The 13,121-nt window shown below is 46.8% G+C and carries 14 protein-coding genes and 1 riboswitch; of the genes, 7 read left to right on the forward strand and 7 right to left on the reverse strand.

Translation table 11 applies throughout. The annotated features are described in order from the left end of the window. Window positions 1-1,269: a DUF2325 domain-containing protein gene (locus tag AC3IRK_RS15290; RefSeq protein WP_489170197.1), complete on the reverse strand. Its 1,269-nt coding sequence runs from the start codon at window positions 1,267-1,269 to the stop codon at window positions 1-3. A gap of 90 nt (window positions 1,270-1,359) precedes the next feature. Beyond that, on the reverse strand, window positions 1,360-2,139 hold the full coding sequence (locus AC3IRK_RS15295; RefSeq protein ID WP_131973536.1) for a DUF817 domain-containing protein: 780 nt from the start codon (window positions 2,137-2,139) through the stop codon (window positions 1,360-1,362). A gap of 151 nt (window positions 2,140-2,290) precedes the next feature. On the opposite strand from AC3IRK_RS15295, the gene AC3IRK_RS15300 reads away from it, so the two are divergent. From AC3IRK_RS15300 to AC3IRK_RS15320, 5 genes are all read left to right on the forward strand, one after another. Beyond that, entirely contained in the window at window positions 2,291-2,959 is a 669-nt protein-coding gene (locus AC3IRK_RS15300) for a YczE/YyaS/YitT family protein (RefSeq protein WP_131503569.1), read from the forward strand. 149 nt (window positions 2,960-3,108) lie between these two features. Beyond that, window positions 3,109-3,564 carry a MarR family winged helix-turn-helix transcriptional regulator gene (locus AC3IRK_RS15305; RefSeq protein ID WP_131503570.1) on the forward strand — a complete coding sequence of 152 codons (456 nt, stop codon included), beginning with the start codon at window positions 3,109-3,111 and terminating at the stop codon, window positions 3,562-3,564. A gap of 15 nt (window positions 3,565-3,579) precedes the next feature. Next, the gene (locus AC3IRK_RS15310) at window positions 3,580-4,215 is read left to right on the forward strand and encodes a nitroreductase family protein (RefSeq protein ID WP_131503571.1); all 636 of its coding nucleotides are present in this window, start codon (window positions 3,580-3,582) and stop codon (window positions 4,213-4,215) included. Between the two features lie 54 nt (window positions 4,216-4,269). Beyond that, a complete protein-coding gene (locus AC3IRK_RS15315) occupies window positions 4,270-4,905 on the forward strand; it encodes a nitroreductase family protein (protein ID WP_131503572.1) in 636 nt (211 codons plus the stop codon). Between the two features lie 74 nt (window positions 4,906-4,979). Beyond that, window positions 4,980-6,290 carry an NAD(P)/FAD-dependent oxidoreductase gene (locus tag AC3IRK_RS15320; RefSeq protein ID WP_489170198.1) on the forward strand — a complete coding sequence of 437 codons (1,311 nt, stop codon included), beginning with the start codon at window positions 4,980-4,982 and terminating at the stop codon, window positions 6,288-6,290. A 33-nt stretch (window positions 6,291-6,323) separates the two neighbouring features. On the opposite strand, the gene AC3IRK_RS15325 is transcribed toward AC3IRK_RS15320, so the two are convergent. From AC3IRK_RS15325 to AC3IRK_RS15345, 5 genes are all read right to left on the reverse strand, one after another. Then, window positions 6,324-7,769 (reverse strand): DEAD/DEAH box helicase, encoded by a 1,446-nt coding sequence (locus tag AC3IRK_RS15325; RefSeq protein WP_114596721.1) that lies wholly within the window; start codon window positions 7,767-7,769, stop codon window positions 6,324-6,326. Window positions 7,770-7,902: 133 nt separating this feature from the next. Next, complete coding sequence (gene rlmN / locus AC3IRK_RS15330) at window positions 7,903-8,976, reverse strand: dual-specificity RNA methyltransferase RlmN (protein ID WP_131503575.1); 1,074 nt, start codon at window positions 8,974-8,976, stop codon at window positions 7,903-7,905. Window positions 8,977-9,120: 144 nt separating this feature from the next. Continuing rightward, a complete protein-coding gene (locus AC3IRK_RS15335; protein ID WP_489170199.1) occupies window positions 9,121-9,927 on the reverse strand; it encodes an ABC transporter permease subunit in 807 nt (268 codons plus the stop codon). Continuing rightward, window positions 9,924-10,805, reverse strand: coding sequence for an ABC transporter ATP-binding protein (locus AC3IRK_RS15340; RefSeq protein ID WP_426354325.1), 882 nt, complete (start codon window positions 10,803-10,805; stop codon window positions 9,924-9,926). The genes AC3IRK_RS15335 and AC3IRK_RS15340 overlap by 4 nt, the downstream gene beginning before the upstream one ends. Before the next feature lie 39 nt (window positions 10,806-10,844). Continuing rightward, complete coding sequence (locus AC3IRK_RS15345) at window positions 10,845-11,477, reverse strand: methyltransferase (RefSeq protein ID WP_188004919.1); 633 nt, start codon at window positions 11,475-11,477, stop codon at window positions 10,845-10,847. 85 nt (window positions 11,478-11,562) lie between these two features. Between AC3IRK_RS15345 and AC3IRK_RS15350 the strand changes: the two genes are divergently transcribed. Then, window positions 11,563-11,895 (forward strand): heme oxygenase, encoded by a 333-nt coding sequence (locus AC3IRK_RS15350; protein ID WP_188004920.1) that lies wholly within the window; start codon window positions 11,563-11,565, stop codon window positions 11,893-11,895. A 147-nt stretch (window positions 11,896-12,042) separates the two neighbouring features. Continuing rightward, window positions 12,043-12,783 (forward strand): uracil-DNA glycosylase family protein, encoded by a 741-nt coding sequence (locus AC3IRK_RS15355; protein WP_214855216.1) that lies wholly within the window; start codon window positions 12,043-12,045, stop codon window positions 12,781-12,783. A 68-nt stretch (window positions 12,784-12,851) separates the two neighbouring features. Next, a riboswitch (Lysine riboswitch) is annotated at window positions 12,852-13,027 on the forward strand. The last annotated feature ends 94 nt before the right edge of the window (window positions 13,028-13,121 follow it).

A 13,121-nucleotide genomic window follows, 5' to 3' on the forward strand; every position in this document is an offset into this window, starting at 1 on the left:
TCAGGATTTTCCTGTTTTTAACTGATTTAAGCGTGCTTTTTCAAGTTGGCGCTGGCATGCCGTATACAAAGAACGTCGTCCGTCGAGCCGTTCCATCGCAAACGGAATATCATGTTTCTTCGCCTGCGCGATGACGTGTGCAGAAGCGGCATGGGACACCCGGCTTGTGACGACGACGATGGCATCGGTCTTTTTCGCGAGACTGGCAATCTTTTTCGCAGATTGGGCATCACCCGACAGATGAATCAGCTCGATTCCTGTTTTTTCGAAAAACGTCCGGTAGACCGGTGCTTGCTGTTCATTGCCGACGATGACCAGCCGCATGCCTTCAAACGGTGCAAAATCAAGTGGTTTTTTATCCACGAAGTCGATGGGCTGCCCCGGTACGGACGTCGTGACGAGTGGTGTCAACGGTTGGGATTTCTTTTCACGAATCCGGCGCGTTTTCCGTTCTTGTTTCAATTTCGGCTTTCGTTTCATTTGCTTCAGATAGCGTCCCGACTTTTTGACGATGGATCTGGCGTTGGCTGTTTCAACTGATGGTGGCACTGGTGCTGTTGAATTGTTTGACGTCTCCAACAGTTGTACCGTCGGCTCTTGATATTGGAACGCATATTTCCAGGCAATCGTCAGTGTTTCCGGACGACCTTTCCACATGACGAGATCGACGAGCTGTCCTTCTTTCAGATGGAAAAAGCGCATGTCTTCAACCGGTGTGGCGTAATAAAAAGACTTACCCGTCTCATCCTTTAATGGTCCTTCGACCGTCGATTCAATGATACCGTGGTTTTTAACGATACATTTTTCAAAAACGATTCGTTCCGACAGTGGCTTCATCCGGTCAGTCGCGACAACATCCATCACTTCAAGTGTCGTCCGGCGTACGTCCTGATGTACGACTTGGACCCGGATTTCCATTCCATGTTCGAGATTCCATTGCCGGATCTCTGTTTCCGAGATGTGACTGTTCGGCCATTCCCGTAAAGAACCACCTTTTAATTCACGGACGAACGTATAGGCGTAACGTTGTTCGATGACAGGAGTGATTTGTACAGGAGGAACGACAGGTTGCTTGATTGATATGTCTTCTTCTGGATTGCTCCACGTGAAGTCCAAATTTTCAGAAGGTGTATAGTAACGCGACATCTGCACCCATTCATCGATTCCCCGGATTTCCTCGAGCAGGAGGTCCCATTCTTCCACCGTTTCGACTACTTTCATTTTACCGGCGACTAACGTCTTCGCCCGTTCCACGATCTGTTGCATCATCTTCAACAACCCCTTTGCTTTTTTTCAACTATAGCAAGGGACTTTCGTGTAGGTTGGTCAAAAAAAGACCGGGTTATTTTTTTGATAAGGTTATGATTTGATTTCGATTGACGGATCACCGAGCCGGTATTTTTCGACGGAAACAATCAAAATCGTGATGATGACAAGTAAAAACCAGGACGATAATTTCCCGAAGTCGACCAGCTCCCATCCATCCTGCTGATTCGGATACACCCAACCCTTAAAAAAGGTCACGATATTTTCCGCCAGCCAGATAAACCAGGCAATCAGACCAAACGAAAGAACGAGCGGCATCCGGTAGACAGTCTCATCCAGACGAAAATAGACCCAGGACTTATAAAAGATGAGAGCGACAATCCCCATCAAAATCCAACGAAAATCAAACAACCAATGATGGGTAAAAAAGTTAGCGTACACGAGCAGACCAGTCGCTAAAGCAAACAGCGGCCGGGGAAACTGTGTAATGCGGAGATCAAAACGGCGAAATGCCTGGCAGATGTAACTGGCGACACTCGCATACATGAAGCCGGCATAAAGCGGAACACCAAATACTTTGCTGAAGGCATCTTCCGGATAACTCCAGGATCCGACCTGGACTTTAAACAGCTCAAGTCCAAGTCCAATCGCATGGAAAATTAAAATCAATTTAAACTCTTCCTTTGATTCATAACGCGTGATAAGTAAAACGATTTGAACGAGGAGACACCAGATCAAGAGCAAATCATAACGGGCAATCGGTTCCGCCGGTAGATAGCGGGATGTCGCAAGCGCCAAGAAAATCGCGACCGGGAACACACAACAGATGGCTTCAAGATATGTAAAACGGATCAAATGGCGGATTTTTCGCATCGACTGACCTCCTTTTTTATCAGTATACGGATAAGCAGGACGGATTCCCTCCATCTCAGGATGGAAAATATCGGATTTCCTTTAGTTTCCTCCATCAAACATGGTACAGTTAATGAATCAATTTGATTTTGAAACGAGGTGTCTTCCATTCATGAAGCAGACCATTCACACGTCTTGGCTGTTACGTTCTGTCCTGAAATGGGCATTATTTTTATTTGGCCTTTTTTTACTCGCTGTCGGTTCATCGATGATGATCACGGCACAACTCGGCGTCTCGACCTGGGACGTTCTTCACCTTGGTCTTCAAAATAAAACACCGTTTTCCGTTGGGACAATCATCCTTCTTGTCGGATTGTTATTGGTGTTCGTCAAATACTTGCTCGACCGGATCACACCCCAGGTCGGCACACTCGTCAACGCGATTTTCGTCGGGGTGTTCATGAATCTTGTTCTTGGTTCAGGTCTCCTGCCCTCATTTTCTTCCCTGTGGCAGAACACGCTTTGGCTGATTGCCGGCATCTTCATCATCGGGATGGGAGCGGGGCTGTATGTTGCTGTCGGGTACGGTGCCGGGCCGCGGGACGGACTGACACTGACGCTCGCTGAACGGTTCGGTACGTCCATCCGGATGATGCGGACATTCATGGAAATCACCGCTTGCGGCATCGGTTGGCTGCTTGGAGGACCCGTGTTCTTCGGAACGATCTTATCGATTTTCCTGATCGGCCCGTTCCTTCAATTTTGGTTGGGGCATTTCCGCCGGATGATTGCTGCGATTGATGCCGGAACGATTCCCCGGAAACAACAAAAAATCAGTTAAGTCGTCTGACTCGATACCATTTCACAGGAAATGGTATCTTTTTTTGTGGATGAAGCATATTAGTTGCGTCATGAAAGTAGACACGTTATATTCGTTTACATATCAATCTTTGATACGTCAAGGATTTTTCGAACGAAGGGAAGGATGTGATGAACTTGAGTATTTCCTGTACTGAAAAAGGACGACTGATTTATGCACTCGTCTCTGTCAATAAGACGATTGCTCAAAAATTTGACCTCTGTACGGACGGCTTCAGCCAAACCCGCATGGACCTATTAGCCCAACTCGAGGTCGATGCGACCATTAGTCAAAAAGAGTTGCAACAACGGGTTAACGTTGATAATGCAGCGGTAACACGACACTTAAAACATCTCGAAACGAACGGGATGATTGAACGGGTCCGTTCTGCAACAGATAACCGCGTCATTCTCGTTTCACTGACGCCAGAAGGTGCGACCCGGATTACCCGGTTACGTCAGCAAAAAGATGAATTCCTCGAACAGCTGCTTGAAGGATTCACGGCAGACGAACAACACCAGCTGGCACAGATGATCCAACGTATTGAAACAAATGCCCTCACCTTACCTAAAACAACCGTTAACTAAAAAGGAGACTTTCAAATGACTACACAAACTACGACTGATTTCATGGAAATCGTTAAAGGACGCCGCTCGATCCGTAACTACGACACAAACGTCAAGATTTCAAAAGAAGAAATGACACAGATCCTTGAAGAAGCGACACTCGCTCCGTCTTCTGTCAACATGCAGCCATGGCGTTTCCTCGTCATCGACAGTGCAGAAGGGAAAGCGACGCTTGCTCCACTCGCTAAGTTCAACCAGGTTCAAGTTGAATCATCATCTGCTGTCATCGCAGTTTTCGGTGACATGAAGGCGATTGATCAACTTGAAAATATCTACGATACAGCAGTCGCACAAGGACTCATGCCGCAAGAAGTCCGCGATCGTCAAGTACCGGCGATTCAAGGTATGTACGAAAGCGTACCGGCCAGCGCACTCAAAGACAGCATCTTGATCGACTCAGGTCTCGTCTCGATGCAATTAATGCTCGTTGCCCGGGCGCATGGTTACGACACGAACCCAATCGGCGGTTACGAAAAAGATCAAATCGCTGAAGCGTTTGGCATGGAAAAAGACCGTTACGTACCAGTTATGCTGTTATCAATCGGAAAAGCAGTCGACACAGGATACCCGTCGGTTCGCCTGCCGATCAACGACATCGCAGACTGGAAATAAGTAGTACCCGTATTAACCAAAAATAGAGAACAAACAAAAAGGGAGATTATTACTATGACAACTCAAACAACTACAGACTTTATGGAAATCGTTAAAGGACGCCGCTCAATCCGCAACTACGACACAAACGTCAAGATTTCAAAAGAAGAAATGACACAAATCCTTGAAGAAGCAACACTTGCTCCGTCTTCTGTCAACATGCAACCATGGCGTTTCCTTGTCATCGACAGTGCAGAAGGAAAAGCGACGCTTGCTCCACTCGCTAAATTCAATCAAGTCCAAGTCGAGACATCATCTGCTGTCATCGCGGTCTTTGGTGATATGAATGCAGTCGACAGCATCGATACAATCTATGATATGGCTGTTGAAAAAGGCTTGATGCCGCTAGAAGTCCGTGACCGCCAAGTCCCTGCCATCAAAGGCTTCTACAGCCCGGAAGATACAGATACACTTCGTGACAGCATCTTGATTGATTCAGGTCTCGTCTCAATGCAATTGATGCTTGTGGCACGTGCACACGGTTATGACACGAACCCGATTGGTGGCTACGAAAAAGACCAAATCGCGGAAGCATTCGGTATGGATAAAGACCGTTACCTCCCTGTCATGCTCCTTTCAATCGGAAAAGCAGTTGACGCCGGTTACCCATCGGTCCGTCTACCAATCAACGACATCACAGACTGGAAATAATCGTTTTCGAGTTCCGGATTCCTCAACAGGAATCCGGTTTTTTTGTATACTAACAAAAAGGAGCTGGTCAAACGATGTATGATGTGACGATTATCGGTGCCGGCGTCGCCGGCATCTTTTTGGCCCATGAACTGATGGAACACGGTCAGACCGTCTTAGTGATTGATGCCGGAAAACCGCTTGGCCAACGTACACTGCAAGAAACCTATCTTGGTTTTGGCGGACTCGGAAAATCGGAAGGAAAATACAACTATTCTGCCGGATTCGGCGGCGAACTCGCCGGGAAGCTAGGAACGGAGAAAACGCTCCACCTGATGCAACAGGTCGATGCCCTCTTGTGTCGTTACGGCGCGGATGAAGTCGAATCGTATTCGACGGCAAATTTTGTGCTAGCAACCCGGGCAAAAGCAGCCGGTCTTGAAACAATCGAAACGACGGTCCGCCATCTCGGGACCGGATTATCGGAACGTATTTTAAGACGGCTCGAAGCCGTTCTTCAGAAACAGATTACCTTTCGTTTTGAGACGTTTGTCGAAACGATCGAGAAACAACATAACGGGTTTCTGCTTACGACTAAACGCGAGACATTTTCGAGTCAACGTGTTGTCTTCGCGACCGGACGTTCCGGTACGGAGTGGATGCAGGAACAACTGCAGACGCTTGGACTCGTTCAAAACAAAACACGCCTCGACCTGGGGATTCGGATTGAGATGGAGGAAACGGCATTCCGCACACTGTTACAGGGTACATTCGAAACGAAGCTGGCCTATGCGTCAGCAGCCGGAACGGCGGTCACGTACTGCATGAATCCGAAAGGACGAATCATCCGCAAACATCAGGAGGGTCTCGTCATGCCGGACGGTCAGAATTTTCGCGAACAGGAGTCCGGAACGACCAACTTGAACTTCACGCTGTTTTTACCGCGTTATTTTGCGACACTCGGAGAAGCGAATCACTATGCCGCTTCCGTCATCGGACGCATCAACCAAGGGACGGACCGGATTGTCGTGCAACGGCTTGATGATTTGCGTGCCGGTCACTCTACACAGCCACATGCTCTCGCTGAAAGTGAAGTCAGACCAACCCTGGAAGCGACACCCGGAAACCTGATCGAGGAAGTGCCTGATACCGACATCACGGTCTTGTTGGAATTTCTGGACCGACTTGAACATCTCCTCGAGACGCCACTCTCTCCGGATACGTTACTGTACGGTATGGACGGAAAATTTTATGCCCCGGTACTGTCGACGTCTCCGGTCTTTGAAACGGATATCCGAGGATTGTATGCAATCGGCGATTGCTCCGGTGTGACACACTCGCTGTCGCAAGCCGCTGCGAGCGGGCTTCATCTCGGACAGCACCTGACACAAAAACAGCCGTCTTAAGAGAGTGATATCTCTTTAGACGGCTGCTGCCATTTATTTTTTGAACGCTTCGTATACTTTCAACTGTTTGCCTTTGACTTTTGTTGTCTTCATCGCCCGTAAGACAAGCGGACCTTTTCCGTTCAGGATTTCCACGTACGTGACGGTATCCTGAATCGTGATGATTCCGATATCTTGCGCGGTCATGCCTTCGATTTTCGCAATCGTTCCGACGAAATCAACGGCACGCAGTTTCTTTTTCTTCCCGCCGTTAAAATACAATTTCATGATGTCGGCATTGAGCTGTTCCGTTTTCGAAGCCCGGACGTCAGCTGTCGTTATTTTCTCTTCAAACGCATCCGCTGTCCGAATCAGTTCCTTTTCAGTCGGTGCTTGGCGTCTTTCAATGGCCTCACCGCGGTACTGTTCGACTTCACGCAGACGACGCATATCGGACTCGGTCACTAAACTGATTGCTTTTCCGAGTGCTCCTGCCCGTCCCGTCCGCCCTGTCCGGTGCACATAACTTTCTTTTTCGACCGGCATGTCGTACTGGATGACGTGTGTGATGTTTTCAATATCGATCCCGCGTGCTGCGACGTCTGTCGCGACGAGGTAACGGAACTCACCTGCCCGGAATGCTTTCATGACGGCGAGACGCTCATCCTGTTCCATTCCGCCATGAATTTTTTCAACCGGATAATCCATCGATGCCAACCCTTGGGCGACGAAATCGACGTGTTCTTTCGTCCGGCAGAAAATCATGCACCGGTCCGGATTTTCGACGACCGTAACATCTTTGAGGACCGCAAACTTTGTCTTATCAGTTACCGTAATATAACTGTGTTCGATTTCTGCGATTTCCGTTGCCTTCGTCAGGATTTCGACTTCCTTCGGTGACTGCATGTACCGGTCACTCAACTGATGGATGTCCTGTGGGAACGTCGCCGAAAACAGCATCGTCGTCCGCTGTTTCGGCAATTGTTTTAAAATCGTATCGACCTGATCGAGGAAGCCCATGTTCAGCATCTCGTCTGCCTCGTCAAGCACCAGATATTTCACTTTTTCAAGCGACAACGTGCCCCGCTCCAAGTGATCGAGCACACGTCCCGGCGTTCCGACGACGATGTGTGTTTTTTGCTTGAGTTCTGCAACTTGACCCCGGAATGGCTGTTTGCCGAAAACGGCTGTTGCTTTGATCCGTTTATAACGACCGATGTTCATGACATCTTCCGTGACTTGCAGGGCCAGTTCGCGCGTCGGTGTCAAGATCAACGCCTGTGGTTTGTTTTCTTCCCACTCGACGAGCTCACAGAGCGGAATCCCGAACGATGCCGTCTTCCCGCTGCCGGTCCGTGATTTGACGATGATATCTTTTTCCGACAAAGCGACCGGAATAACTGCTTGTTGGACATCGGTCGGTGTATGGTAGCCGAGCTGTTCGATCGCTTCTAGAATCGGTGTACTGAGCTGAAAATCAGTGAATGGTTTTTTAGACATAAGAATACCTCATTTATTTTTATAGTTTATGTGTTGGTTCGATGAATGAATCAGACGTGACCTCTCATTATGCGCTACTTTCAACAGAACGTCAAAAGAGCTTCCCGTCAGAGTGACAGGAAGCTCCACTTGCTTATTTTGCTGCGACTGTATCTTTTTTGATTTGTTTACTGCGGAGCTGACCACATGCGGCATCGATATCCGTACCGTGTTCAAGACGGACACCACAGTTGAGACCGTTCTTTTTCAACGTGTCGTAGAACGTTGAAATATCTTCTGACGTACTGCGTTGATATTGACCGTGCTCATCAACCGGGTTATACGGAATCAAGTTGACATACGTCAAATGACGTTTGTCTTCGAACAATTTCGCAAGCTCGATTGCTTGGGCTTTCTGGTCGTTGACACCACGTAAAAGGATGTACTCAATCGTGATTTTCCGGTTCGTCGTCTTGACGTAGTAATCGATGGCAGGCATCAATTTCTCGAGCGGAATCGCACGGTTGATTTTCATGATTTGTGTCCGGAGTTCGTTGTTTGGCGCATGTAATGAAATCGCCAGGTTGACTTGAAGTTTTAAATCTGCGAATTTGTAGATTTTATCTGCGAGTCCACTTGTCGAAACCGTAATGTGACGCGCACCGATCGCAAGACCGTTGTGATCCTTGATGACGTTCAAGAAATCGACCATGTTGTCGAAGTTATCAAACGGCTCACCGATACCCATGACGACGACGTGGCTGACACGCTCTTCTTTACCGACAGCATCGAGGTGATGCTGAACGTTCATGATTTGCTCGACGATTTCTCCAGCAGAGAGATCACGGCTCTTCTTAATCAAGCCACTTGCGCAGAAGCTACAGCCGATGTTACAGCCGACTTGTGTCGTGACACAGACAGACAGACCGTACTTATGACGCATCAAGACCGTTTCGATCAAGCTGCCGTCATATAATTTGAAGAGGAACTTGATTGTTCCATCTGCCGATTCCTGTTTCACGGCTTCTGTCATCGAATTAATCGCAAAACTCTGATCTAACAACTCAAGGCAATCCTTGTTGACATTCGTCATTTCTGCGAAAGTAGTGACACGTTTACGATACAACCAATCCCAAACTTGTTTTGCTCGGAACGGTTTGTGACCTTGATGCGACAACCATTCAGTCATCTGCTCAAGTGTTAATCCATAAATGGACGGTTTATTCATTAGAGAGACCTCATTTCTTTTTCCAGAACTATAACATTCCTTTATCTTAGTAAAAATCAGCCGCTTACGCAACGTTCAAATCCTAAATGTTCACTTTCTGTAAATTTCCACGTCCGCTTTGGCTTATATTCCGGTCCAGTTGTGTCAAATCGACAAACTGCGCTTCCGGAAACTAACAAAGGCACCGAGATGGAATAACAAGCTGATACTCGCCAGCAGCAGGAGATGTAAAAAGAAGTGCTCGGTTCCTTCTAATAATTGTTGTGTGTTGAACAAGCTGAAAATCGAGCCGTAACGCATCCACTCCGTTTTTTCACTGAGACCGGCTCCGATCGTCAGGACAATCGACAGCACAAGTACACTGCCGGCAATCGAAAAGGCGCGTCGTTCATCATCAAATAAGGTGGCGATACACAACGTGAACCCACCGATGGCATACAGTAGGAAGAGTGCATTCACTTGAAAGCGGACGAGTGTCATATCGTCAATCGAAACCCCTGAAACAAACCAGTCAGCGAGCAATAAAACGAACGTATTGCATAACACAAGGCATGTACTGGCGAGAAGCATCACAATCATCGCCGACGCCGTATATTGGTGACGTGTAATCGGAGCAGCCAAGTATAAAATCAGTTCACCGTTATCAATTGGCCGTGCCAGTAAGCGCGCAGCAAGTGACAATAAAAATAAAGACGCGATGATTTGAAAAATCAGTCCGTAATAATTTCCGCCGAGTAAGTCGAGAATGTTATCAAAACCGGTCACTTTATCGTATTGGAAAGCTTTTAAAACTTCCGGTGGCAGTGCCTGGAGCTTCGCTTCCAGCAACCCCGTCTTCATCATCGACGGATAGAGTGCGGCAAGCATCAATAAATACAGACTCGTCCCGACTGCATAGGCCGTGATCGGCTTCCCGTTATGCTTGAGTAAAGACCAAATGATCGTCATCATGGTGATTCCTGCTCACTATAATAATGTAAGAAGACATGCTCTAAGTCATCTGCCGAAGTTTGAATCGCCCGGACATCATATTCGGTTAAAAAACGGATGATTTGATTCAACGTCCGTTCGTTGCTTGTGAAAAAGGAAACATGATTTTGAACGCGTTGACTTCCAATTTGAAGTGCAAACCGTTCAGCATGTGCTTCGAGACCAAATTCAATCGTGTACTGTTTTCGGCTCGAACGGACCAGCTCATGGATATCCGACTCGATGATGATTCGTCCTTCTTTAATCAATGCGGCCCGGTCACACGATTTTTCCATCTCCGGAAAATGATGTGAACTCATCAAAATGGCTTTCCCGCGTTGCCGTTCGTTGTCAATCAAGCTTAAAAAACGTTCCTGCATCAAGGGATCAAGTCCACTGGTCGGTTCGTCAAGCAGATAGACCGGGGCATCCTTCATGAAGCAGCCGACTAATGCCAACTTTTGTTTCATCCCTTTCGACATCTTCCGGATTTTCGTTTTCGTTTCGAAGGGAAACTGTTCCAGCAACGCCGATTGACGTTCCGGTTTGCTTTGATGGAGTTGCTGCATCAAATGCAGGACCTGTTCACCCGTAAAATCACCCGGTAAATTAATCTCACCCGGTAAATAACCGACAATTCGTTTTACCTCCTGTGATTGGTTCCAACAGTCATATCCACCGATGGTCGCATGACCGGAGTCTGCTTGAATCAGGCCCATCAATTGCCGGATTGACGTTGATTTCCCGGCTCCGTTCGGTCCGATAAAGCCGAACACCATACCCGGTTCGACCGTAAAACTGACATCAAATAAACCTCGTTTCGGCGCAAATTCTTTCGTCACGTGTTGCAAATGAATCATCCGAATCGCCTCACTTTTCTGGTGATTGCCGTTAGTACCTTATACCCGTTTTGGTACTTCTTGGGACAAATCCACCCGATAAATCACGAATCGTTCGTCGTGATTTTTTTGGAAAAGTTCTTTCAGACGGACTTCTTCCACCTGTTCGAAAATCGTCTGATGCTCTAAATAATACCGGTATTCGTCTGCCGGGTAATACAAAATCAAATCGAGCGGACGCGGACGCCGTTCAACGGATGCTAAGATTTGATCGACAACCTTCATGAAAATTTGGACGGAAAACGGATTAAAAAAGTAACATTTCGTGACATCATCCGGAATCGGATAAGCTTCCGCATACGTATGTTCAAAACGGATGCTGCCTTGACGTCGCTTCATCTTTTTCATGTAAGTTGCTTGATTCATAAGGGCATCTTCATAAAATTGTCCATTCATCTCAACACCGATGACGGAACAATCAAACCGATCATGCAGATAAAAGTTCAACCGTCCTTTTCCGCAGCCGAAATCAATGACCGTATCCGTATAATCGAAGGGATAGACGGCACATAATTCCTCCAGCGCTGCATAAGGCGTCGGTTCGTACCGGTTATAATGGCTGAATGCATTATAAAGATGCTGAATATCAATCGTCTCGATGCGTAGCCGTTCTTCGTACTCTTTTTCATTCATATTTGATTCCTTCTTTCAAGCATTGTTGGTTTCATCGTACTATACTATGGATGTAAGCATTTCATTCTATAAGGGGGACTATCCAATGATCGTTGTTACGAATCGGATTAAAGTCAAAAAAGGAATGGCAGCAGCACTCGCACCACGCTTTACCCGTCCGAGTGGTCTTGACTCGATGAAGGGATTTGTTCGTGTCGAAGTTTTACTGACACAAGGTCTCGAAGAACACGATGAAATGAACGTCAACATGTACTGGGAAGACATGAAGGATTTTGAAGTATGGCGGAACAGTGATGATTTTAAAGAGTCACATAAGCGTCCGGCACCGTCAGACGGCAAACAAGAAGAATCTCCAATGCTTGGAAGTGAAATCATCACGTATGAAGTGGCTTCTGTCAAAGAACGAACTTCTTTATAATTCATGTCAGAACCGCCTTGCCTCCAATTTGGTCGCAAGGTTTTTTTATTCTTAAGAGACCCCTCACTATATTGATATGGGTTTAAATTGTATGTAATACCATTATTTGTTATCATAGGTCCAATACAGAAAGAGAGAGGACTTATCATGCTGAATTCATTATCGATTTTTGAACAGGCCATCCGCGCCTTACCGATTGATCGGTCCTTGACGCGCCAGGACTTGTTCACAGACGGTTTCCTATTACAACAGGAACAGGAATTATCCGTTTACTACTCACCAATCGGAGAATATATCAATCGCTCTGCCAAAATAGTCTTCATTGGCATCACACCAGGATTTGAACAAATGCGCATTGCTTATGAAGAAGCGGCTGATGCCTTCCACCATGGTGCAACAATCGAAGAAGCATCGAAAATCGTCAAATACAGTGCCAGTTTCGCCGGTCCCATGCGGCGTAATTTGACAATAATGTTAGATGAACTCGAATTAAATCGTCTGCTGAATATTCCTTCAACAGCCACCTTATTTCATGCAAATCAGAATCTGTTGCACACGACTTCGATTCTGAGACATCCTGTTTTTTACCGGGACAAAAATTATACGGGACATCAACCAAAGATTGACCGAACACCGTTGCTGCAACATTACGCGTATGAGCACTTCGCAGCGGAATTGAATCAGTTACCCCACCCTGTCATTTTGGTCCCGTTCGGACGTGTCGTCGAGTCAACTGTCCGGACATTGCTTCATCAGGGACGAATTAAAAAACATACTGTATTATTTGGTTTCCCGCATCCTTCTGGTGCAAATGGACACCGGAAGCGACAGTTTGAAGAAAATAAAGACTATTTGATGAAGCAGTTAACTTCCTACTTCGATACTTAACAAACAGCCTTAATTTTTTAAAAGAAATAGGATAAGATTTTCCTATAAAAAGAATATGACTATTCTATCGATGAGGTAGAGGCGCGGTGTTGATGAGTATTTGGTCTGAGGATGACAACGAAGACGATCAAAGAAAGGTGATGCCGCCGAAGTATCGTCACGTGTCAGACGTGACCATGCTGGTCGAATCGGGAAAGACCCGTTCGATTGCCATACGCATGTTGTATGGAGCGCTCCAATTCGGCTAAGAAAGACGCATCCAGCAAGGGTGTCGGCTTTGTTGCCGGTGCCCTTGCTTTTTTCTGTGCAACGGGTCTCATCTTCTAAAAAAGGAGGAG

The organism is Exiguobacterium sp. GL_137 (assembly GCF_057834585.1).